This window comes from Cytophagaceae bacterium (assembly GCA_016722655.1).
Lineage (GTDB): Bacteria > Bacteroidota > Bacteroidia > Cytophagales > Spirosomataceae > Leadbetterella.
This window is the reverse complement of sequence record JADKIR010000005.1, coordinates 521,125-545,052: the sequence shown is the minus strand read 5'-3', so window position 1 is coordinate 545,052 and position 23,928 is coordinate 521,125. Positions and strand designations below refer to the sequence as shown.

Annotated in this window: 20 protein-coding genes and 1 pseudogene; 10 read left to right on the top strand and 11 right to left on the bottom strand. The window is 36.1% G+C overall.

Annotated elements, in window-relative coordinates; genetic code table 11:
* Window positions 1–6 precede the first annotated feature (6 nt).
* Window positions 7–1,338 (top strand): ammonium transporter, encoded by a 1,332-nt coding sequence (locus IPP61_18215; GenBank protein MBL0327068.1) that lies wholly within the window; start codon window positions 7–9, stop codon window positions 1,336–1,338.
* Window positions 1,339–1,445: 107 nt separating this feature from the next.
* Here IPP61_18215 and mtaB read toward each other — a convergent pair whose 3' ends face one another.
* From mtaB to IPP61_18200, 3 genes are all read right to left on the bottom strand, one after another.
* Window positions 1,446–2,786, bottom strand: a complete 1,341-nt coding sequence (gene mtaB / locus IPP61_18210) for a tRNA (N(6)-L-threonylcarbamoyladenosine(37)-C(2))-methylthiotransferase MtaB (GenBank protein MBL0327067.1) — start codon at window positions 2,784–2,786, stop codon at window positions 1,446–1,448.
* A gap of 86 nt (window positions 2,787–2,872) precedes the next feature.
* Window positions 2,873–3,886, bottom strand: coding sequence for a glutamine synthetase beta-grasp domain-containing protein (locus tag IPP61_18205; GenBank protein MBL0327066.1), 1,014 nt, complete (start codon window positions 3,884–3,886; stop codon window positions 2,873–2,875).
* A 430-nt stretch (window positions 3,887–4,316) separates the two neighbouring features.
* Window positions 4,317–6,155, bottom strand: coding sequence for a sulfatase-like hydrolase/transferase (locus tag IPP61_18200; GenBank protein ID MBL0327065.1), 1,839 nt, complete (start codon window positions 6,153–6,155; stop codon window positions 4,317–4,319).
* An 84-nt stretch (window positions 6,156–6,239) separates the two neighbouring features.
* Here IPP61_18200 and IPP61_18195 point away from each other — a divergent pair, with 84 nt between their 5' ends.
* From IPP61_18195 to IPP61_18180, 4 genes are read left to right on the top strand one after another with little or no spacing between them, the layout of a single operon-like run.
* Window positions 6,240–8,432, top strand: coding sequence for a glutamine synthetase III (locus IPP61_18195; GenBank protein MBL0327064.1), 2,193 nt, complete (start codon window positions 6,240–6,242; stop codon window positions 8,430–8,432).
* Entirely contained in the window at window positions 8,432–8,965 is a 534-nt protein-coding gene (locus IPP61_18190) for a hypothetical protein (GenBank protein ID MBL0327063.1), read from the top strand. The genes IPP61_18195 and IPP61_18190 overlap by 1 nt, the downstream gene beginning before the upstream one ends.
* Complete coding sequence (locus tag IPP61_18185) at window positions 8,949–9,656, top strand: 16S rRNA (uracil(1498)-N(3))-methyltransferase (protein MBL0327062.1); 708 nt, start codon at window positions 8,949–8,951, stop codon at window positions 9,654–9,656. Before IPP61_18190 ends, IPP61_18185 begins: the two co-directional genes overlap by 17 nt.
* Window positions 9,657–9,696: 40 nt before the next feature.
* Window positions 9,697–10,356, top strand: a complete 660-nt coding sequence (locus tag IPP61_18180; protein ID MBL0327061.1) for a DUF4159 domain-containing protein — start codon at window positions 9,697–9,699, stop codon at window positions 10,354–10,356.
* Here IPP61_18180 and IPP61_18175 read toward each other — a convergent pair.
* The 4 genes and pseudogenes from IPP61_18175 to IPP61_18160 form a co-directional block, all read right to left on the bottom strand.
* Window positions 10,332–11,345 (bottom strand): hypothetical protein, encoded by a 1,014-nt coding sequence (locus IPP61_18175; GenBank protein ID MBL0327060.1) that lies wholly within the window; start codon window positions 11,343–11,345, stop codon window positions 10,332–10,334. The two genes, IPP61_18180 and IPP61_18175, sit on opposite strands and share 25 nt — an antisense overlap.
* 3 nt (window positions 11,346–11,348) lie before the next feature.
* Window positions 11,349–12,785, bottom strand: a complete 1,437-nt coding sequence (locus IPP61_18170; GenBank protein MBL0327059.1) for an MBOAT family protein — start codon at window positions 12,783–12,785, stop codon at window positions 11,349–11,351.
* 6 nt (window positions 12,786–12,791) lie between these two features.
* Window positions 12,792–14,054, bottom strand: a complete 1,263-nt coding sequence (locus IPP61_18165; GenBank protein ID MBL0327058.1) for a 2-oxo acid dehydrogenase subunit E2 — start codon at window positions 14,052–14,054, stop codon at window positions 12,792–12,794.
* Window positions 14,055–14,061: 7 nt separating this feature from the next.
* Window positions 14,062–15,319 (bottom strand): annotated as a pseudogene (locus tag IPP61_18160) (competence/damage-inducible protein A).
* Window positions 15,320–15,427: 108 nt separating this feature from the next.
* On the opposite strand from IPP61_18160, the gene IPP61_18155 reads away from it, so the two are divergent.
* Together IPP61_18155 and gldC are read left to right on the top strand one after the other, a co-directional pair.
* On the top strand, window positions 15,428–16,147 hold the full coding sequence (locus IPP61_18155) for a DUF4197 domain-containing protein (GenBank protein MBL0327057.1): 720 nt from the start codon (window positions 15,428–15,430) through the stop codon (window positions 16,145–16,147).
* 35 nt (window positions 16,148–16,182) lie between these two features.
* Window positions 16,183–16,524 carry a gliding motility protein GldC gene (gene gldC / locus IPP61_18150; protein ID MBL0327056.1) on the top strand — a complete coding sequence of 114 codons (342 nt, stop codon included), beginning with the start codon at window positions 16,183–16,185 and terminating at the stop codon, window positions 16,522–16,524.
* Window positions 16,525–16,574: 50 nt separating this feature from the next.
* Here gldC and IPP61_18145 read toward each other — a convergent pair whose 3' ends face one another.
* Window positions 16,575–18,194 (bottom strand): S8 family peptidase, encoded by a 1,620-nt coding sequence (locus IPP61_18145; protein MBL0327055.1) that lies wholly within the window; start codon window positions 18,192–18,194, stop codon window positions 16,575–16,577.
* A gap of 337 nt (window positions 18,195–18,531) precedes the next feature.
* Here IPP61_18145 and IPP61_18140 point away from each other — a divergent pair, with 337 nt between their 5' ends.
* Window positions 18,532–19,392, top strand: coding sequence for an ATP phosphoribosyltransferase (locus tag IPP61_18140; GenBank protein MBL0327054.1), 861 nt, complete (start codon window positions 18,532–18,534; stop codon window positions 19,390–19,392).
* A gap of 32 nt (window positions 19,393–19,424) precedes the next feature.
* Window positions 19,425–20,696, top strand: a complete 1,272-nt coding sequence (gene hisD / locus IPP61_18135) for a histidinol dehydrogenase (protein ID MBL0327053.1) — start codon at window positions 19,425–19,427, stop codon at window positions 20,694–20,696.
* Here hisD and IPP61_18130 read toward each other — a convergent pair.
* From IPP61_18130 to IPP61_18120, 3 genes are all read right to left on the bottom strand, one after another.
* Window positions 20,680–21,858 carry an acetyl-CoA C-acyltransferase gene (locus tag IPP61_18130; GenBank protein MBL0327052.1) on the bottom strand — a complete coding sequence of 393 codons (1,179 nt, stop codon included), beginning with the start codon at window positions 21,856–21,858 and terminating at the stop codon, window positions 20,680–20,682. The genes hisD and IPP61_18130 overlap by 17 nt on opposite strands.
* Before the next feature lie 362 nt (window positions 21,859–22,220).
* Window positions 22,221–22,646, bottom strand: a complete 426-nt coding sequence (locus IPP61_18125; GenBank protein MBL0327051.1) for a thioredoxin family protein — start codon at window positions 22,644–22,646, stop codon at window positions 22,221–22,223.
* Between the two features lie 86 nt (window positions 22,647–22,732).
* Window positions 22,733–23,086, bottom strand: a complete 354-nt coding sequence (locus tag IPP61_18120; GenBank protein ID MBL0327050.1) for a hypothetical protein — start codon at window positions 23,084–23,086, stop codon at window positions 22,733–22,735.
* Between the two features lie 215 nt (window positions 23,087–23,301).
* On the opposite strand from IPP61_18120, the gene IPP61_18115 reads away from it, so the two are divergent.
* Window positions 23,302–23,922, top strand: a complete 621-nt coding sequence (locus tag IPP61_18115; protein ID MBL0327049.1) for an inorganic pyrophosphatase — start codon at window positions 23,302–23,304, stop codon at window positions 23,920–23,922.
* Window positions 23,923–23,928 lie beyond the last annotated feature (6 nt).

Genomic DNA, 23,928 nt, shown 5'->3' with positions numbered 1-23,928 from the left:
AACATTATGACCGTTAAAACTGTAAAACCTTCTTACGTACCCTTAGCTATTTTGGCTGCCGTAACAATAATGGCACTGGTTTTCCCTTCAATTCCGAGTGTTATTATCTCTGAAGGAGTAAATAGTGGCGATACCGCCTGGATGCTTGTTGCTTCTGCTTTAGTTTTGATTATGACGCCGGGATTAGCCTATTTTTATGGCGGTATGGTAAACACCAAGAATGTTATCTCTACCATGTTGCAAAGTTTTATCGCTATGGGTGTGATTTCCATCATATGGGTAATTGTGGGCTACAGCCTTGCATTTGGTGAAAGTATAGGAGGATTTGTTGGAAACCCATTTACTCATTTCATGTTTAAAGGTGTTCTGGATGCAAAACCATGGGGTACAATTCCTGCAATTGTATTTGCATTTTTTCAATTAAAATTTGCCGTTATCACTCCAGCTCTTGTAACAGGTTCTTTAGCTGAGCGTATCAATTTCAAGTCTTATGTAGTATTTATGGTACTATTTAGCTTGTTTATTTATGCTCCTTTGGCACATATGACCTGGGCACCCGGTGGTTTCCTTTTCGAAATGGGAGTTTTGGATTTTGCAGGTGGTACTGTTGTTCATATGTCAGCTGGATGGGCTGCTTTGGCAGGTGCTATTTACCTGAAAAGACGTAGATCACATGTTGAAGGTAGCTTCTTACCTCCAGCTAATATACCATATGTATTGTTAGGAACTGGTTTGCTTTGGTTTGGATGGTTTGGATTCAATGCGGGATCAGCTTTAAGTGCAGGTCCTTTGGCAGCTCTTGCTTTCGCAACTACAAATACTTCTGCTGCTGCTGCTGGTATTGCCTGGGTATTGTTTGATGCTGCAAGAGGTAAAAAAGTATCAGCTCTTGGTTTTAGCATCGGTGTTGTTGTAGGTTTGGTGGCTATCACTCCTGCTGCAGGTTTTGTAACAATTCCTCATGCATTAGTGATTGGTGTGGTTGCTTCAATCATCTCAAACTATCTGGCTCACTTCAAAACCAAAACTGCACTTGATGATACTTTAGATGTATTCCCTTGCCATGGTGTTGGTGGTATGGTAGGTATGCTATTTACCGGGATTTTTGCTACCAAAGCAGTGAACAGTGTTGTAACAGATCAGGGATTGTTTTTTGGTGAAACTACACTGTTTATCAAACACCTGGTTGCATTGGCATTGGTATCGGCTTTTGCCTTTATTATGTCATTTGTAATTCTTAAAATTACTGACATTCTTGTGCCACTAAGAGTTTCTGAAGAAGACGAAACAATCGGTTTGGATATTAGTCAGCATGATGAACAATTATTAGAGGCCTAAAACCTATATTTGCAACAAAATCACAATTTATTGTGGTTTTGTTGTACTCCAATAAGTAAAATACCCGCCTTCTGGTGGGTATTTTCTTTGATATTAGAATAAGAATTTTAATTGTGAATCAATGATTCCAGGAATATCTCTGATACATCAACTTCTAAATTGTCATTGATGCTCTCCAGCTTGACTTTTTTGAGGTCATTAACCAATAATGGGTCAAATTTTGCAGTAACTTTAATATAGTTGTCAGTAAAGCCACTCATTTTGCCATCATTAGATTCTTCCGTTTCAAACAATACCAATCTTTCTGTCTTTAAATGCTGTTCATAAAAAAATCTCTTTTTCTTATCTGAGAGTATATGAAGCATTTTAGATCGCTCAGCCCGTTTATTTTGCGGTACAACAGGACGAATGCTTAATGCTGAAGTGTTTTCTCTTTCAGAATAGGTGAAAACATGCAAATAGCTGACATCAAGGTCATTTAGGAAGTTGTAGGTTTCCAAAAATAACTCATCAGTTTCGCCGGGATGCCCAACAATCACATCAACACCGATGCAGCAATCCGGCATAATTTCTTTGATTTTTGTTACTCTTTCCTGATACAATTCACGTTTATAACGTCTTTTCATCAGTCCCAAAACCTTATTTGAGCCTGATTGTAAGGGGATATGAAAATGAGGAACAAATCTTTTTGATTGTGCTACAAATTCAATGATTTCGTTGGTCAGTAAGTTGGGTTCGATGCTCGAAATTCTGAATCTTTCTATACCGTCAACTTCATCAAGAGTCTTAATTAAATCCAGGAATGACTCATTTCTCTCTCCGTTTATCAGTCCAAAATCACCGATATTTACACCTGTTAAAACTATCTCTTTAATGTCATTTGAGGCGATTTCACGGGCTGCTTTTACAATATTTTCAACAGTATCTGATCTGCTTGCTCCTCTTGCCAGCGGTATGGTACAATAAGCACATGGGTAATCACAGCCATCCTGTACTTTCAAGAATGTTCTCGTTCGGTCATTAAGAGAGTAGGAGGTATGATAGTCAAGTTTTTGGTCAATTTCTGATGCAAAAACTTTAGCTTTTGATGTAGTGCTCGATTTTTCTTTTTCAAAAGTACCTAAAAGCTCATGTAATCTGAATTTTTCAGCTGCTCCAAGTACAGCGTCCACTCCATCTATTTCAGCGATTTCTGTGGGCTTTAATTGGGCATAACAACCTACAATGGCTACAAATCCGTCTGGATTGATTTTTTGAGCTTCTTTGACGATTTTTTTACACTTTTTATCAGCATTTTCAGTTACTGAGCAGGTATTGATAACAAAAATATCCGGTGTATCAGTAAAATTTACTTTGCGGAATCCCTTTTCTTCAAAACTCCTTGAAATAGTGGAAGTTTCAGAGAAATTGAGTTTACAACCTAATGTATAAAATGCAACTTTTTTCATATCTGCTCAAAATGGCCTGCAAAAGTACAAACAAAAAGCCCTCTAAACAAAGTTCAGAGGGCTCTAAGTGTTTATTTTTTAAAGAATTATACTTTGGCTGTTTTTACCGTTTTGATAATTCTTGCAGCTACTTTGTAAGGGTCAGCGGCAGAGTTTGGACGTCTGTCTTCCAACCATCCTTTCCATCCTTTATCCACGGCAGCGATTGGAATACGAATCGAAGCACCTCTGTCAGAAACTCCATAAGAGAAAGAATCAATAGAAGCGGTTTCGTGTTTTCCTGTCAAACGAAGGTGATTGTCAGCACCATATACTGCAATGTGCTCTTTTACAAACGGACGGAATGATTCACAAATGATATCATATTTGCTCTTGTCTCCACATGTTCTCAAAGTAGTATTTGAGAAGTTGGCATGCATACCAGAACCGTTCCAGTCTAGCTCGCCAAGTGGTTTACAATGCCAATTGATAGAAACGCCGTATTTTTCACCGATTCTCTCCAAAAGATATCTAGCAACCCAAATCTGGTCACCGGCTTCAGCAGCACCTTTAGCAAAAATCTGGAATTCCCATTGACCAGCAGCTACCTCAGCATTGATACCTTCGATATTTAAACCTGCATCGATACAAGCATCTAAATGCTCTTCAACGATATCACGACCGAAAGCATTTTTTGCACCTACCGAACAATAGTAAGGTCCTTGTGGAGCCGGGAAACCATTGGCCGGGAAACCAAGAGGTTTGTTGGTTTCGTCATTCCAAAGGAAATATTCCTGCTCAAAACCGAACCAGAAATCATTATCGTCATCGTCGATAGTAGATCTGCCGTTAGATACATGAGGAGTACCATCAGCGTTCATTACTTCACACATAACCAGGTAACCATTGCGACGTTGAGGGTCAACACAAATAAACACAGGCTTAAGGTGCAAATCAGATGAACCACCTGAAGCTTGTTCTGTTGACGAGCCATCAAATGACCATACATCACAGTCTTCAAGCTTTCCTGAGAAATTATTTTCAATTTTGGTTTTGCTTCTTAGGCTTTGAGTTGGTTTGTAACCGTCAAGCCAAATGTACTCTAGTTTCGACTTTGCCATATTTGTAATAAATTAATATTGATTCGGTTTTGTTTATAAAATTATGTTACAAATATATAAGTGGAATCAAAATATAATTTCTTCATTTTAAAAAATTCATACTTTTTATTTCATTTTGTTTGAAAAATACAATTATTTATCGGAAAATTAAGATTTTAAGAAAACCTAAAGTATGAATTGAAGTAAAAAATGCGGAAAAATTAAAAATATTTAAATTTTACATTAAAAATTAAGTCTATCAATCCTAAAAATTTAAAATATTTTTAATAAATGATGAAAAATGAATCCTATTTTTGGAAAAATGTGAAATTTGTTAATTAGTACTTTTCCGGTAAACAAAATTTCTTTTTGGAAATACTGAAAAAAAATGTTTTCCAGTTAAAATACATTTTTACTGGAAAACTAAATGGGAAAATCAAGAAACGTTTTCTTATTTGTCTAAAAAATCCTGAAACGATTTTTGCTGAAATGCTTTTCCTTGTTTTAAATCCTTTGGAGTAAAACCTTCATTATTATTTATCGGAATTCTGCCAACATTATCAAAAAGCAACTCTTTACCGCGTTTTATAAATCCAAAGCCATCATTAAAATCAAAAAAGGCCCAGGATTCTTTTCTGGGAGCAAAAAGATTTTTACTCCATACATATTTGCTGGCTTTCAGATTTAGTTGTTGGGTTAAAGTAGTTGCTATATCGATTTGAGAAACAATTTCATTGATTTTAACAGGTGTTGATATCACTCCACCTGTCCACAGCATCGGAATTTTAAAGTTATCAACGCGATTTTTTGTGTCTGGAAGTGGATGCCCATGGTCAGCAACAATAATAATTAGCGTGTTTTTCCACCAATATTGTTTTTTAGCATTTTCAATAAACTTGGCGAGGGTTTTATCTGTATAATGTAGAGAATTCAAATACTGTAATTCAGTAGTTTCGCCTTTGATTACTTTTTCACGAGGAGTCTCAAAGGGTTCATGGCTAGTCAATGTGAGTAATGTTGCGAAAAATGGCTTATTGGTTTGGAATTTATGCTCATCAATAAATTTACCAAATAAATATTCATCATGAACACCCCATTTTGAGGTGGCTAATTCTTCAGGAAAATCGTTCATATCTACGATTTTTCCAAAATTGCCATTAAATAAATAAGATTTAATGTTAGCAAATTCAGTATCTCCACCATAATAAAATTTCGTAGAATAACCATTTTTTTCAAAATCTTTGCTTAAAAATGACAAGGTGGCAGTCTTCTTGGGATGCTTAATTATTGATTCTGTGGGTTGGGCAGGATAGCCTGATAATATGGAGGTTATGGCTTTGTCTGTCCTGTCGCCCATAGCATAGCAGTTTTCAAAATACAAGCCTTCATTTTTTAATTTGTTAAACTCAGGCGTTATTTCAATTCCATCGACTGATTGATCTATTACTTTTTTTGTAAAACTTTCCCAGGCAATAATCAAAACGTTTGGTTTTTCATTGTTTAACTGAACCATTTGTTTTGGATTACCAGTAGTGGCATACAATTCGGCTACAGTTTTGTCCAATTGTTCCTTAGGTAAGTAAGTATAAGGATTTACCTTATTCGAGGTCTTATTGACCATTGAGCTGAAAAAATTCCAGGGTGCATTTATGGCAGCAATATTGGCAAAATTTATGTTTGAAAAATACACCGAACTATGGTTCATAGGGGCTATTCCAAGCCCACCTCTGATCGGGATAATCAAAATAGCTGAAAGTAAGAACCCATAAATAATAAAAGGAAAGTTTTTGATGTTTTTCCAATCGTATATTTTATTCGCAATGATTCGGTAAACTATATAATTTGCAATAAAAATAAGCAGTAAAAAGCTAATAATCAGTGGTATTATGGGTGAATTTTTGACAGATGCCCAGGCTTCCCTAGGACTGGTGAGGTATCGGAGTGGTGTGGCGTCAATTCTAAAAGACCAAATATTATAAACCTCCATATCAGAAACTATAATCAAAGTAATGATTACAACCAGAAAAAAAGTATAGGAGAAAATGGTATTTTGAAAGATACTTTTTTTGATGAAATTAGAAAAACTAACCCATAAAAAAGGGAACATACATAGGTAACCGGCCATGGATAGGTCCATTCGGAAACCATGATAAAGAATCCCGAAAACTGTGGCGAGGGTAAGGTCTTTGGTATCATCAATATGATAAGCGAGAAAGATGATTCTTGCACATACAAAGTATATGGTCCAGAATGCAAAATAGACTAACATAAATCTGATTCTCTCCCTCATTATTTCAATTTTTTATTTAAGAATGATAAAACAAATGCGTAATTTGCCTCAAATATAAAACGACAAAACCATTTTTTTAAAATTATGGCAGAACTTAGATGGAAAGCAATAGAAAAAGCTCAGGATAGGGTTATTCCTCAGATAAATTTGCCGGAAGGTAAAGTGACTGATTACTATGGAATTCATACTTTTACCGATGAGGCAATGAAAACTTTACTGTCACCTGATGCATACAAAAAAGTTTCTCATGCAATCAAAAGCGGAGAAAATATTGAAGGAAATGTGGCAGATGAAGTTGCCTCAGCGATGAAGTCATGGGCGATTTCTAAAGGTGCTACACATTATACACACTGGTTTCAACCTTTGACAGGTGGTACAGCCGAAAAACACGATTCATTTTTCGATATTTCATTTGATGGCAATGCCATTGAGAAATTTAAAGGCTCGGCACTGGTTCAACAGGAATCAGATGCGTCGTCGCTGCCCAATGGTGGCATAAGAGAAACTTTCGAGGCTCGTGGTTATACAGTTTGGGATCCAAATTCGCCTGCATTTATCATCTACAATAGTACAGGTACAGGCACACTTTGTATTCCTTCGATATATTTTTCATATACAGGAGAACTACTGGATGCTAAAACACCCCTTATCAATTCTACAATTGTGCTGGATAAAGCAGCTACTTCTGTGGCTAATATTTTTGATAGAAATGTAGAAAAAGTAACTGCAACTTGTGGTATTGAACAGGAGTATTTTTTAGTAGATAAATCACTTTATAATTCTCGTCCCGACCTTGTTATGTGTGGCCGAACAGTTTTTGGGCATTCACCTGCAAAAGGTCAGCAGTTGGAAGATCATTATTTTGGGTCGATTCCTCCAAGAATCAATGCCTTTATGGTTGATTTTGAGTTAGAAGCATTGAAAATCGGAATTCCTGTCAGGACTCGTCATAACGAAGTGGCTCCGGGTCAGTTTGAGGTTGCACCTACTTTTGAAGAAATCAATCTGGCATGTGACCATAACATCCTTTTGATGGATATTATGAAAAAGACAGCTCAGAAACATAATTTTGAGGTGATTTTTCATGAAAAGCCCTTTGCGGGAATCAATGGTAGCGGAAAGCACAACAACTGGTCAATCAAAACTGATACAGGTGTAAATCTTCTTTCGCCAAGTACCAAACCCAAAGAAAGTCTTCGATTTGTTACGTTCCTTATTAATATCGTAAAAGCGGTTCATGACAACGCTGATATGTTAAGAGCAACGGTGGCTACTGCCGGTAACGAACATAGGTTGGGTGCCAATGAAGCTCCTCCGGCAATAATTTCAGTGTTTTTAGGAACGGCTATGACGAAGGTTCTTGAAGATCTTGAAAATAAGGAGATTATTGAAATAGAAAAAGGGGAAAACGCCTATATAAAATTAGGTTTAAACAGGATTCCATCTGTTTTGCTTGATAATACCGACCGAAATCGTACTTCTCCTTTTGCATTTACCGGTAATAAGTTTGAGTTTAGAGCTGTGGGCTCTTCAGCTAATTCAGCTACTCCAATGATGGTTCTGAATACTATCGTGGCAAAACAACTTGAGAATTTCAGAAAAGAGTATGACGAGGAAAGAGAAAAAGACCCAAGCAAAAAAGAAGGGATTATTCTTAAGATTTTGAAAAAGTATATCAAAGAATCAAAAAATATCCTTTTTGAAGGCAACGGTTACTCTAAGGAATGGGAAGATGAAGCTGCAAAAAGAGGTTTGTCAAATATTAAGGATGTTCCGGATGCTCTCAAAGCCTATATTTCTGAAAAAACTTTTAGTTTATTTGAGGAGATGAAAGTGCTTAATCGCAGAGAGTTACATGCCAGATACGAAATCAGGTTAGAAAACTATATCAAACGGATTCAGATTGAATCACGTGTAATTGGTGATCTTGCACAAAATCATGTGGTTTCTACAGCAGTGAAATATCAGGCGAGATTGGTTCAAACAGCAAAGTCACTTCAGGAACTAGGGCTTTCTGAGGATGCAGCTCCAATCATCGAAATTATTAAGGATATTTCGAATAGGGTTAAAGTCATAAAAACCAATGTGTTGGATATGACTGATGCACGCAAGAAAGCCAATAATTCGGATAATACAATAGAAAAAGCCAGAATATATTCTACGGAAGTAAAACCATTTTTTGATGTGATTCGGAAAAACGTGGATAAGCTTGAACTCATCATTGACGATGAAGATTGGCCTTTAACAAAATATCGTGAACTTTTATATATTAGATAATGAACCCAGGATTTGACAAAAAAGAAATAGAAACACTCAAAGCTGAGTGTTTGGAAGAAGGACAAAATTTTGTACTTGTTGACGACGAGGATGAATTTGAAGATGAAGGCGAATTCTATCATTTTCAGTTTATTGGTCAATACGAAGGTAAAGAAGTGATTTATGATGCCGTACTCAGTACTTTGTCATTGCACCATAGTAGCCTTGTGTATGAGGAAGCTGAAAATAAGGTCATGAAATTGTACAATGATTATGTGCCTTTTGAGGACCGTAACGAAAAAACCAAAGTCAATGAAGATGCAGAACAAATGCTGATGGAGTTGATTGAAGAAATGGAAGAAGAGGAGACCATCAAAGTAAGTGAATTTGTGGATATTGATCCCGAGTTTGATTATGGGATCGGGATAGAAGCCGCCCTAAACATTGATGAGATTAATTTGGAGACTATCGAGAAATTTATTGAGGATTTCAATTCAGGTAAATTGAAACTCGACAAAACCATGTATAGTTTTAAGAATGGCTTCGAAGATTGATTTCCTGTTTTATTGTCCTGATATCAATCAAAAAAAAATACTCGATGCTACTGATTCACAGCATTGTGTAAAGGTTTTGAGAAAAAAGAAAGGTGACGCCATACAGGTTACTGATGGAAAGGGTGGGTGGTATTCATGTAGTATCACCGATCCAAATCCTAAAGCCTGTGCATTTTTGGTATTAGATGAAATCCAGAATTATAATCAACCAAAAAGAAAAATATCGGTAGCAATCTGCCCAACCAAAAATGCTGATCGAATTGAATATTTTGTTGAAAAGGCGGTAGAGATAGGTATCCATGAAATTTTTTTTGTAAAAACAGCACATACATACCCTAAAAAAATCAATCAGGAAAGGATAAAAAAAATAGCTGTTTCTGCAATGAAACAATCACTCAAGGCATATTTGCCGGACATTAGTGAACTGATTGATTTTAAACAATTTATGGAAATAGGTTTTGGTAAAAATCAGATATTTATCGCACATTATGATGAAGTGGCGGAACCTATTTTTACTCAAAACTTAAGCCCTGAGATTTTGATATTTATAGGGCCCGAGGGAGATTACACGAAAGAAGAGATTCTCAAAGCCAATGAAGTTGGCTTTAAAACTGTAACTTTGGGAGCAAACAGACTCAGGACTGAAACCGCCGGGGTAGTTGCATTGAGTTTGTTAAACTTAATGGAATAGATATTGTTATTTAAAATTGAAATTTGATATATTTTAAAGTATGAGATTTTTAAAAATTTCATTTTTGTTGTTTATTCTAACTAACGGAGCTTTCGGACAGAGTAACTCCTTAAAAATTGCCAAACTGAAATATAATGGTGGAGGGGATTGGTACGCCAACAAAACATCTTTGCCCAACCTGATTAGTTTTTGTAATAAAAATCTGAAAACTAATATTTTCCCTGAAGAAGATATTATAGAAGTAGGGGATAAAAAAATCTTTCAATATCCATTTGTTCACATGACAGGTCACGGAAATGTAGTTTTTTCAGATCAGGAGGCAAAAAATCTAAGGAATTACCTGCTTGCAGGTGGTTTTTTGCATGTAGATGACAACTATGGGCTCAATAATTTTATCAGAAGAGAAATGAAAAAAGTATTTCCTGAGCATGAATTTATTGAACTTCCCTTTACGCACCAGATTTATCAACAGAAATATACTTTCAAAAATGGCTTACCCAAAATACATGAACATGATAACAAACCACCTCAAGGTTTTGGGATTGTTCATGAAGGCCGCTTGGTTTGCTTTTTTTCTTATGAATGTGATCTCGGAAATGGTTGGGAAGACCAAACCCTTTACAATGATCCTGAAAGTGTAAGGCAGGAGGCATTAAAAATGGGTGCCAATATTATTCAGTTTGCTTTTACTTCTTTTTGATACATTTCTTTCATCAGAATATTACCCAATTGCGGCTTATAATGCGACATTTCATAATAATTTGCAATGTCGTTTGTATATTTATTAATTCCTGAGAAATTATATACATTTTCTTTGCCAAAATATATATTCAAGACTTCCAAATCAATGGGACTGTAGTCAATTTGATTAAATAAAGGGGAAATTACGATTTTGTATTTGGATTTATTTCTATCTAAAATTTCCTTAATTATTTTCAGTTCTTTCAAATGCTCCTCATTGATAGTTTTATCATAAGGTTCTGGTTTCCAATAGCGTTTTTTGAAGTCTGGATTAGCATAGTATTTTACGGAATCCTTTTGGATACCTTCTTCATTTTCAGGGAAATAGAAGTCATTTCTTGGAGCTTCGTAATAATATTTAAATTTGAAAAACTCCTCCATCCAGGGTCGGTAAGTTTTGTTAATTTTTAGATCAAAAAATGAAATAAAATACTTTTTTTTGAAAAAAGCTTTGAAAAACTCTAAATGATACATCAATGGATTTCTACCCGACCACATGCAATCTTTCATATGAACGATATCGCTTTCATCGTCATATTGTTCACTAAATGTGTCGTTATCAATTACAATAAGGGCATTTTTAATCTTATTTCCTTGGTTTTCAATGAATTGCATTTTTCCTCTTATTCCTGAGATATTGTCATTGAATGCATCGAAATGATAAGGGTTTGAGTCCCCAATATATTTTGACCATGCTGAAGTTCGGAAAGCACTTGATCTGGAGCTTCCAAAAATAAAAGATTCAAAATGATACTTAGGATTATAATTTAGGAATGTCTGAGTGCTGATACGGTTCCTGTTGTAAGTCTTCAAATAGTTGCTTCCATACTCCTGATAATTTCTAAGTACATGAAATGGGTCAAAAACGAAATAGCTGATCGCCAGAAGCCAGAAAGGTATTCCGAAAATCAGGAGAAGTTTTATATATTTTTTAAAATCTTGATTCATTATTTAAAACTGAAAGTATATGAATTGAACTTTTCCAAAATACCCGAATGTAAGCAGAAAAAAAAGGAAGAAATAATAGACAGACCACCTTTGCCATCTGGGGAGCGTTTCTATCCAGGCACCTATGGCTTTGGTATTCTGCATTTTATGAACAATTTCCATAATGAGAATCGCTGATAGCAATACGATTAATTCTTTACTGCCTATCATTTCAGTTATTTGAGAAATGCTATGACTACTCCCTGCAAAAACGTTCTTAATAACATATTTTGCATCGGTGAAATTTTTTGCCCTGAAAAAAATCCAGGCAAATATTACTAAAAAGATAGTAAAACTACCTTCAATAAAATTCGATAGCCTCTTTCCACCAAATAATCCAAAGATTTTTTTCTGAAAACTCTCAGTTAACTGCCCAAAAATAAGATAAATGCCATGTAAAGAACCCCAAATCACAAAATTCCAGCTGGCACCATGCCATAAACCGCTGACCATAAAAACAATGAAAAGATTGAAGTATTTTCTGAATTTTCCTACTCTATTTCCACCAAGTGGAATATAAAGATAGTCCCTGAACCAGGAAGAAAGTGAGATGTGCCATCTACGCCAAAACTCCGAAATACTGGTAGAAAAATAGGGCCGGTCAAAGTTTTTCATGAGTTTAAAACCCATCACTCTGGCAGATCCCAATGCAATATCACTGTATCCTGAGAAATCACAAAAAATCTGAAATGAATAAAAAAGCGTGGCTACCAATATTGGAAGGCCTTGAAAATGAGGTAAATCGCCATAAATTTTGTCAACAAAAATACTGAGGTTGTCGGCAATTACCACTTTTTTAAAGAATCCCCACAGCATCAATCTCATACCAGATTTTACCCGATCGTAGTCAAAATCAAACTTTTCGTAAAATTGATGAATAACATTCTGGGGTCTTTCGATGGGACCTGCCACCAATTGCGGGTAAAACATTACATACAAAGCATAGATTCCAAAGTTTTTTTCGACAGGTTGATGACCTCTATACACTTCAATAGTGTAGCTCATTGCCTGAAAAGTATGAAATGAAAGGCCTATTGGAAGCAAAAAATGCCAAAGTGGATCATAATGCTGATGAATACCAACTTTCCAGATTACTGCATTGAAATTGTCAACAATGAAATAATAATATTTAAACATCCCAAGTACGCCTATGTTTGCTGCCAAACTTAAGCCCAATGCCCATTTCTTTTTTACACCTGTCGAATTTGCAATCCAAAAAGCAGCGTAATAATCAATGACAATTGTAAATACGAGTATAAAAATATAGTACCATTTGAAAAAGGCATAAAAAAAGCAACTAGCCGAAAGTAGCCACAGCCACCGGTGTTTATACGGCAACAAAAAATATAATAGTGTAACTATCGGAAAGAAAAGAAGAAACTCAAATGAATTAAAAAGCATATAAATTTAGCTTATTTCTCTTTTTGAACTATAATTTTCTAAATAATCGGAAACTTCTTTTAAGAACAGTCCGCCCAGAGAGCCATCAATTACTCTATGGTCAAAAGAATGCGAAATTACCATTTTTTGACGAATTCCAATCAAGTCACCCTCGGGGGTTTCGATTACAGCCGGCATTTTTCTGATCACACCAAAAGCCATGATTGCCACTTGTGGTTGTAAAATTATTGGAGTACCCGCTATATTTCCAAAAGACCCAATGTTAGATACAGAATAGGTACCTCCCACCAATTCTTCAGGTTTTAATTGGTTATTGCGGGCTCTTTGTGCCAAATCATTAACTTTTGCTGCCAATTGCGGTAAATTGTATTTGTCCGCCTGATGTATCACCGGCACAATTAGATTGCCATTGGGAAGTGCAACTGCCATTCCCACATTAATATCTTTTTTATATATGATTTTCTCACCATCCACCTGAATATTTATTCCCGGGTACTTTTTAATCGCATGAACCACCGCTTCTATTAAAATGGGCGTGAATGTGAGATTTTCTTTATAAGTATTGAAAAACCTGGTCTTTTCTCTGTTTCTCCAATTGGTAACTACCGTCATGTCTGTTTCAATAAATGACGTAACATGTGGGGAAATTCGTTTTGACTCAACCATACGTTGCGAAATCATTTTTCGCATACGATCCATTTCAACTACCTGATCTTGACCGGAGTTAATTTGTATATCCGGGGTAAGGTCAACCTTTGATTTTTTGGTGGTACGGCTTGATAAATAACTGATTATATCATCTTTGGTTACACGATTCTCAAGGCCTGTACCAATAAGTGCATCTAATTCTTCCTGAGTAACATTCTCTTTTTTTGCAATATTCAACACTAAAGGTGAATAAAATCTACTTGGGCTTGAAACTGGCGGTGCGGTTTGAGTTTTGAGATTTTCAACTTCAGCCTCAAGACTTTCAGCAATATTTATGATTTCATCTGGCTCTGCCGGACTGTTCACATTATCAGCCTCTTGTTCGATCTCAATTTCACAAATTGCCTTGCCTATAAGTGCAATGTCACCTTCGTGAACCAGAAATTTGGTGATTTTACCATAATGAGAACTTCCGATTTCCGTGTCGATTTTATCGGTAGCAACTTCCAGTATCATATCATCGACATCGACTGTGTCGCCTTCGTTTACCAGCCACTTGAGCACTGTACATTCATATATACTTTCGCCCATGTTGGGCATCAGAATTTCAATTTTTGCCATATAAAAATTACCTGCTTTCCTTATTTATCAATGTTCTAAGCAAATTCAAGGCGGCTTTTCCACTATATTGGATGTTTACCAGTCGTTGATTGCCAAGTGTAAGTTTTTTTGTAAGTGTTTCTTTTCCGTTAGTTATTGCCAGCCAAACCGTACCCACAGGTTTGTCAGGAGTTCCTCCATCAGGGCCTGCGATTCCGCTGGTTGATATGGCATAGTTGGTTTTTAAAAGATTCCTTGCACCTTCTGCCATCTCAATAACGGTTTCTTCACTTACTGCCCCAAATTTAGTTAATGTTTCTTGTTTTACATTCAAAACCGCCATTTTTGCTTCGTTGGAATAGCTCACTATTCCACCCATAAAATAAGCTGAGCTACCCGGAATAGATGTGAACAGATGCGATAAATAGCCTCCGGTACAACTTTCAGCTACTCCAACTGTCATATTTTTATTTTTCAATACTTCACCAATAGCCTCTTCAATGTTTTCATTTTCAAGGCTGTAGATATATTCGCTAATGATGGGTGATAATTTTTTTACTTCCGCATCAATTTGTTTTTTGAGTTTTTCTCTGTCAAAATCAACCCCTGGTAATCCTTAGTTTAACTTCACCAAAGCTGGGCAAATAGGCAAGTTTCAGGTTTTCTGGCAAATTATCTTCCCAATCTGAGATTTTTTCAGCCAAAAATGACTCTCCCAAGCCAATGGTCCTTATTACCTGATGGATGATTTCAGGTAATTCAAATCTTTTTTTGAGTCTTGGCAAAACTTCATATTCCATCAAATAGTGCATCTCGACAGTTACTCCTGGCATAGAAACGATTATTTTCCCATCTTTTTCAAACCACATACCGGGGGCAGTGCCGGTTGCATTGTGCAGATAAATACATTTTGAGGGAAGTGCAGCTTGTTGACGGTTGATTTCAGTAAATTCACGACCTCTTTTTTCGAAAAAATTCTTTACAAAAGCCTCAGCATGTGTGTTGATTACGAGGTGGTCGCCGAAAAAATCTGCAAGTGTTTTTTTTGTGATGTCATCTTTGGTAGGTCCTAATCCACCTGTAATCAGCACAATATCAGCTCTTTTTAAGCTTTCATTTAGAATATTAAGGATTTCCTTTTTAACATCACCAACCGAAGATTTTCGAATGGTTTTTATCCCAATTTTATCCAGATTTTCACTGATCCATTTGGTGTTTGTGTCGGTAATTTGCCCGTAAAGTATTTCATCTCCAATCGTAATTACCTCAGCAAAAATCAATTTCATTAAAAAATATCCGGTTATATTTGTTACTTATTACAGGTATTTGTTGTTTAAATATTCGACGTTCGAAGTTCTCTAAATATTCGGACAATTCCAATTTTAATTAATTTTATGAAAATGAAAAAAATCTTTTTTATCTCTTTTATTTTATCCATTGGCTTGGTTTCATGCGGTCAAAAAATCAATTTGGGAAATGTTGTAAATGCGGTTCTATCAGGAGCACCACTCTCTGAGCAGGAGATATCTGCAGGTTTGAAAGAGGCTTTGAGTGTAGGAATTAATCTGGGTGCTGACAAAGCTTCGGCAACCGATGGTTTTTTTCTTAATCCAGCCATTAAAATATTACTGCCACCGGAGGTACAAAAAGTGGAATCGACCCTAAGAAATATTGGTTTGGGAGGTGAAGTTGACAAATTTATGCTTTCGCTCAATCGCGGAGCAGAGCAAGCAGCTCAGGAGGCAAAGCCGATATTTATTTCGGCGATTAAGCAGTTGACTATCACTGATGCTATTAATATTTTGAAAGGTGAAAAAGACGCTGCAACTCAATTTTTGAGAAGAACCACTTCTCCGCAACTCGTCCAGGCATTTGAGCCAATAATGGTCAATTCACTCAATAAAACCAATGCCACTAAATATTACGGAGAAATCGCAGGTAAATACAATAAAATTCCTTTTGTAAAGCAAATTAACCCTGATTTGAAAGGCTATGCAACTCAGAAAGCAATTGACGGATTGTTTATATTAGTGGCACAGGAAGAAGCTAAAATCAGAGAAAACCCGTTGGCCCGTACTTCTGAACTTCTGAAAAGAGTATTTGGTAGCCTATAATTTATAAATGATATTTGCAGAAAAAACTAAAATTAATGGCCAAATCAGAAATAAATTTTACAATTGAACTGGATGCCGACCGTGTTCCTGAAAAGATTTTTTGGGATGCTACCGAAAATCCTAATGAAGGTATCAACGAAAGCAAAGCGATTTCTATAAGTGTGTGGGATCATTATCATAAAGGACTTTTGGGTATAAATCTTTGGACCAAAGATATGCCGGTAGATGAAATGAATCATTTTGCAGTAGATGTAGTGGGAAATTTAGCCCAGATGCTCAAAGACTCAACACAAGACCCAAAGATGCTTGAAATCTTGGAAGAAGCAGGGAAAAAAATGACGGAACATCTGAAAGAGGAAGCACAAAAAGAAAAATAAAAAAATCCCGGTGAGAGCCGGGATTTTTTTTTAAATGTTTTTCTTGAATTTCAATCCCCCTTAACCACTTTTCCTGAATACACCCTTTCACCACTTTTTAATTTCAAAATATAATTGCCTGGCTGAAGTTTTTGGAGTGCCTCATTGAGTTTTATAATACCATTTTTTGTGAAAACTGTTTTGCCGGAATAATCAATAACAAAATATTCAGCGTCTGGTTTTGGTTCTATTCCCGAAAGTTTGATTTCAGAATTATTAAAAAACGGATTTGGACTTATGCTAAAATCAAATTCCTGATTTTCAATCGCCAATGGCCTGGCAATCAATTCCTCAGCAAGCTTTGCGGCTTTCTCATAATTCGGGATTCCGTAACCTATTCTGGTATCCGGGGTTTCAAATTTTGAAGCAGATTCGATGATGACTTTCCTCATTTGCATGGCTGTAATGGTCGGGAATGCTTGCTTTAATGAAGCACAAAAACCCGCCATAATAGGAGAGGAGAAAGATGTGCCGCTTGAAGTTCCAATGGTATTGTTGGGATAGGCAAGAGCAGTTTGCGAACCTCTTGCTGCCACTTCTGGCTTCACAAGACCAGTTGCTCCGGGCCCAAAGGAGGAAAAACCTGCAGGATTGCCGTTGACATCTACCGCCCCAACTGATATTACCGAATCTGCATCAGCAGGAGTTGAAATATATTTCCAGGCGGTGTTTCCTTCGTTACCTGCAGAAACAACCACAATTATTCCGACTCCGGCGGCGAAATCGGCGGCTTTGGCACAAATGGTATTTTTCCCGTTCATGTCGGCATATGTATAATCCTGTTTGGGATTGTCAAATTCGTAATATCCTAAAGAAGAATTGATTACATCGGCTCCCAAACTATCAGCCTTTTCGGCAGCAATCAACCAGTTGACTTCTTCTATTTTGGTTTCTGATGATACATCTTCTGTTCGGAATAGTGCCACTGTGGCATCGGGGGCTGTGCCATAAAGCTTTCCGGGTGATTTGGCTGCAATACAACTCAAAACCGAAGTGCCATGATTGTGATCATCATAAACGTCAGTTTCCTGATCCACAAAATCGTATGTCATCAATATTTTTTTCTCCGAAACCAGATGCTTAAACACATCGAGATTGATGGCATTTTCAAAACCGGAATCAAGAATTGCTATCAGGATTCCTTTCCCCGTATAACCGGCTTTGTGCATTTTATCTGCTCCCAATTGCTGAATCTGATTGAGGGAGTTGCCGTAATTGTATTCTTCCTGAACTCCAAATTTGTTATTAAAATCTGATTTTTGACCAATTCTAGCACCTCTGATATCTCCGTTTCCTTCTACGGAGCTCACAAAACTTAGTTTTTTAATTTCATTGAGTTGCGTTTCTGAAGCAGAAATCAATACCGCATTGAGCCATTTTGATTTTCCAATGATTTTTGCACCTTTTGCACTTATTTGTGTTAAATAAGATTGATTAACAGGGATATCTCTAGGTGTAATCTGTATATTCTGGGTTTTTCGTCTGTCTATACTTCTTGCAGACAGAAATTCTTCGGGTTTATTCGTAGTATAAGCCGTACCAGATTTGTCTTTTAAATAAATAAAATATTTGTTTTGACCGGAAACGGCAAAGCAGAAAAGGCTAAAAAAAATGATATAAATTTTCTTCAATTTGGAATGGCTTTTCCCAAAATTAAAGATTTTTTTTCATTCAATTTTTAATACTAAGTCTAAAAACTTATTAATCCCAATATTCCAATAATCAAAAGGATAATGAGATTCAAGATTCTAAACCATCTGTAACTTAGGAAAGTGTTATTGTTTTTTGCACTTTTATAGTTCAATTCTTTCATGGAAAGGCTTTTATAGGTTCTTATGATAACGGCATAAATTTAAATCAATATTTTTGAATTTTCAAAATATTTTGAAAATAAAATAAATATTAAAACAAAATAACCTTTGATTTTGGTGTCATGGGGCTTAATTTTGCAAAAAAAAACGTTTAGGAATGAGCCAAAGAATAAAGATTGCCATACAAAAATCAGGCAGATTAAGTGAAGATTCGATAGCATTGTTTAAAGAATGTGGTATAAAGCTCGACATGGGAAAAGGTCGTTTGAAATCTGAATCTTCCAATTTTCCGGCCGAATTTCTTTTTTTGCGTGATGATGACATTCCCGGTTATGTGGAAGATGGTGTGGCTGATTTAGGTATAGTAGGGGAGAATGTACTCATAGAAAGTGAAAAGGATGTAGATACTGTCAAAAAGTTAGGCTTTTCGAAATGCAGATTATCTATCGCCATTCCCAGAGAGATAGAATACACAGGACCAGAGTTTTTAAATGGCAAAAGTATAGCTACTTCCTATCCAAGATTGCTTTCAGCATATCTAAAAGACAATAATCTTGAGTCAGAAATTCATGAAATTAGCGGCTCGGTTGAAATAGCCCCTTCTATCGGCCTGGCTGATGCCGTTTGTGATATAGTGAGCTCTGGTAGTACGCTTTTGAGTAATGGTTTGAAAGAAGTTCAGAAGATATTTAAGTCAGAAGCAGTATTAATTGGAAATAAAAATCTGAATCCTGAGCTAACCGGGATTCTTGAAAAGATTTTATTCAGAATCAATGCCGTTCAGAAAGCCCAGGACAATAAATATATTTTGCTCAACGCTCCCAATGATAAACTGGACAAAATAATAAATATCATTTCAGGAATGAAAAGTCCAACAGTGATGCCACTGGCGATTGATGGCTGGAGTTCAGTTCATTCTGTTTTGGAAGAAAGTGAATTTTGGGAAAAAATTGAAGCTCTAAGAGAAGCCGGAGCACAGGGGATTTTGGTGATACCGATTGAAAAAATGATATTGTAAAACCTAATAATTGGTTTTAAATTAATGATTTAATGAAAATATTTGAATTTCCTGATAAGGAATTATTGAAAGAAATACTTCAAAGACCAACTCAGGATTTTGAGGAAATCAGCCTTAGGGTAAAGCCGGTTTTGGATGCTGTAAAACATGAAGGAGATCAGGCACTGAGGAGATTTGCTCTGGAATTTGACAATATTTTACTGGATAATTTCAAAGTAGATGATTTTGAGATAAAAAACGCTGAAAATCAGATTTCTCCCGAATTAAAATCAGCGATAGATCAGGCATTTCAAAATATTTATAAATTCCATGAAGCTCAGGTCTCTGCTCCGGAAATCATTGAAACCATTCCGGGTGTGGAGTGCTGGAGAAAAAGCGTAGGGATTGAAAAAGTAGGTATTTATATTCCAGGAGGTACAGCTCCATTATTTTCAACGGTTTTGATGTTGGCAATTCCTGCGGCCATAGCAGGTTGTAAACAGATAGTCCTGTGCTCTCCAAGTAACCATCCTGCAATTTATTATACCGCAAAAATTTCAGGCGTAACTGATATTTTTAGAATTGGAGGTGCTCAGGCCATTGCAGCAATGGCTTTTGGTACTGAACAGGTGCCACAAGTGTATAAAATTTTTGGTCCGGGTAATCAATATGTAACGGCTGCCAAACAAATGGTAAATCAATATGGGATTGCGATTGATATGCCGGCTGGACCTTCTGAGGTTGCCGTTTTGGCTGATTTTAGGGCAAATCCGGAATTTATTGCCTCCGATTTGCTTTCACAAGCTGAGCATGGAGCCGATAGTCAGGTGATTTTGGTCGCTGATGATAAGAATATTATTGAAAAATCAATAGAAGCTGTTTATCGCCAATTAGAAAATCTGCCTCGTAAGGATTTGGCGGCAAAATCTTTGGAAAACTCAAAAGGTATTTTGGTAAAAGATTTAAATGATGCTATAGAAATTTTAAATCAATATGCACCAGAGCATTTGATACTTGCAATTGATAAACCCGAGGAAATTCTGGATAAAATAATTAATGCAGGATCAGTTTTTATCGGTGATTATACACCCGAATCTTGCGGTGATTATGCTTCCGGCACCAATCATACCTTGCCAACCAACGGCTTTGCAAAAGCTTACAGTGGAGTTTCGGTGGATAGTTTTGTGAAGAAAATAACTTTCCAGCGTATTTCGAGAAAGGGTTTGGAGCAATTAGGCCCGGTTGTTGAAACCATGGCCGAAGCCGAAAGCCTGATTGCTCACAAAAATGCGGTGAGTATCAGGTTGGTTACTGATTCTCAATAATTATTGCACTTGCACCCCCGCCGCCATTACAGATGGCTGCCATTCCGTATTTTCCGGATTTTGATTTCAGTACATTAATCAAAGTAACGATTATTCTTGCTCCTGAACATCCCAGTGGGTGTCCTAATGCCACCGCTCCACCAAAAGCATTGAGTTTTTCATGTGAAATATTGAAGTGTTTGGCAAACGCCATTGCCACTACTGCAAAAGCCTCATTTACTTCGAAGTAATCAATATCTGAAATTGATAAATTGGCTGATTTTAAGGCTTTTTCAGCCGCTATTACCGGTGAAGTGGTAAACCATTCGGGTGCCTGTGAAGCATCGGCATAGGAGATGATTTTTGCTAATGGTGTAAGATTATTCGCTTTCAAATATTCTCCTGATACCAATATTAAACTGGCGGCTCCATCGTTTATCGTCGAAGAATTGGCTGCTGTAACAGTGCCTTCTTTGGTAAATGCAGGTTTTAAACCGGGAATTTTATCAAAATTTACTTTTTTGTATTCTTCATCTTCCGAAATCAGACTTACATTTCCCTTACGATCTTTGATTTCTACTGATGCAATTTCTTTGGCAAAATTGCCATTTTGAGTATTTTCCGCTATTTTTTTGTAACAGTTTATCGCATATTCATCTTGTTCTTCTCTGCTAATTTCAAATTTTTCGGCAGTAGCATCAGCAAAACAACCCATGGCTTTTTGCTGGTAAACATCTGTAAGGCCATCTTTTGCCAAACCGTCAATCAATTGTCCGTTTCCATATCCGTAACCGTACCTGGCTTTTTCAAGATAAAACGGAATCTGCGACATGTTTTCCATTCCACCGGAAATCACGACCTGATTTTGTCCCAACTGAATACTTTGGGCGGCCAGCATAGTGGCTTTCATGCCCGATGCACACACTTTATTGATCAATGTAGTTGGGATTTTCTCTGACAAACCTGCACCCAAAGTTACCTGTGTAGCTGGTGCCTGACCAAGATTAGCTTGTACTACCGAACCATAAAAAAACTCGTCAATATGCTCCGGATTTATTTTTGACTCTTCGACTACTGATTTGGTAACGCTGCTTCCTAATTGTACCGCAGAAGTGCCCGAAAACATACCTCCAAAGCTACCAATAGGGGTTCTTTTTGCCGCAACTATATAAACTTCTTTCATTTATTATTTAAAATTGATAGATGTAAAGTTATTATAAAATATGAAAATTGATTATAATCGAAAAACAATTATTCGACTTGACTTTAAGTTGTTTTTTATTTGAATCGAAAAATTTGAAAAGGGTTACAGAAATGCTAATAGTTTGTAAATGCCTATAAAATAGGTACTTAAATTAAGAAGCTAAACATTTATGCGATTTTGAAAAAGAAAAAAATGGAGGTTGACTTAATGAAATTTTGTTTGTTTAGACAATTTGCTATTTCAATATCTGATTTTTAAAATTTTGTTTAGATATTTAAACAAAAAAAAACAGTGAATCTTTCTGAATTTCACTGTTTTCTTAGAAAAATATCGGGGTTGATTTAGATACTCTTTTTCTCTTTTTTTGTCTCTTCCCCTAATTTATACAATTGCTCCACACTTCTATAGCCCAGGACTTCTTTTACTACTTTTCCCGAAACAGGATCAATAAATAATAAGGTCGGATAGCCTCTTACAGGATATTTCATTCCAATGGCAGGACCTTCCCCTTGTTCCATGTCGATTTTAGCATTCACAAAATTTGCGTTGAAATATTCCCCCAATTTTTTATCAGGAAATACATTGGCCTGCATTTTTTTACATGGACCGCACCAACTGGTATAAGCGTCCAGGAAGATAAGTTTTTTCTCGGCCTTGGCTTTTTTCAAAATGTTGAACCAATTTCCTTTTTCAAATGAAATCCCCTCTGTTTGAGCATTCGCATTTATTGAACCCAGAATTAAAAAGAATAAAATAATTTTTTTCATGAATCAAATTAAAAATAAAATATATAGCCACTACAAAAAATGGCTCTGTTAAATTTCAAAAAAAGACCTGTTTAACAAACCTTTAACTAATCGTAATCTTCATCTTCATCAGATTTCCGGCCACTTCCTACCCGCATGCTGTCCAGATCGGTGTAGGTATCGTCGTATCCGTCTTTTTCATCATCTTTGGTTGAGTCTTCTTCCTCATCATTTACCGCCTCGTCTTTTGCCAGTTTGATGGCTTCAGAATTGGTCATTCTAATTAAATAATATTTATCCTCAGTCTCAAACGGCAATGCAGATACGTACTTACCTTCCCGGTCAGTAAAACGTATCAAATGATCAGCGTATCCGCCGGGATAAAACTCTCGGATGCTTTCCTGCATCTCTTCGGTTAGCTTGTCGTAATCCTTGATTACTTTAGGTTTAGTAATGTTCATTTCAATAAATATTAAAGAAAGACTTATTGATTAAAGTGTTTATTCCAATAATCGTGCAAAAAAAATTAATTTTTAAAACAAATATAAAAATATATTGAATTACGAAAAGAACAGAAGAAATGTTGTTTTAGTTTTCATGAAAATTATTTTTATATACTTAAAGAAATTAAAGAAAGTAGTATGTGGTTATATTTGTAAATAAATAGAGAAAAAAAATGAAACCAGTATATAAAGCACATCCCTGGCATGGAATTCCGATTGGAAGTGAAGCACCTGAAATTGTAACTACTTTTATCGAAATAGTACCTTCGGATACCATCAAATATGAAATTGACAAGAATTCAGGTTTTTTGAAAATAGACAGGCCTCAAAAATACAGTAATATCGTACCCTCCCTTTATGGTTTTCTTCCTCAAACCTATTGTGGAGAAAAGGTGTCAGAGTATGCCCGTAAAAATGGAGCCGAAAAAGTGGAATTTGGTGATGGTGACCCGCTTGATATCTGTGTACTTTCCAGTCATCATATTTCCCATGGTGATATTTTACTTCAGGCGAGGCCTATAGGTGGTTTTTGTTTTATTGACAAAGGCGAAGCCGACGATAAAATAATTGCCGTTCTTTTAGGAGATCAGATTTATGGAAAATATAACGACATTACCGAATTGCCGGAAGGAATAGTTGAGCGTTTAAAACATTACTTTCTAACTTATAAAAATCTTCCGGGCGAACCACAACATTGTGAAATCGCTTATGAGTATGGCAAAGCCGGAGCTTCTGATGTTATTAAACATTCGATGGAAGATTACAGGGATTTGATTTTTAATCCTTTGAAATAAAAGCTT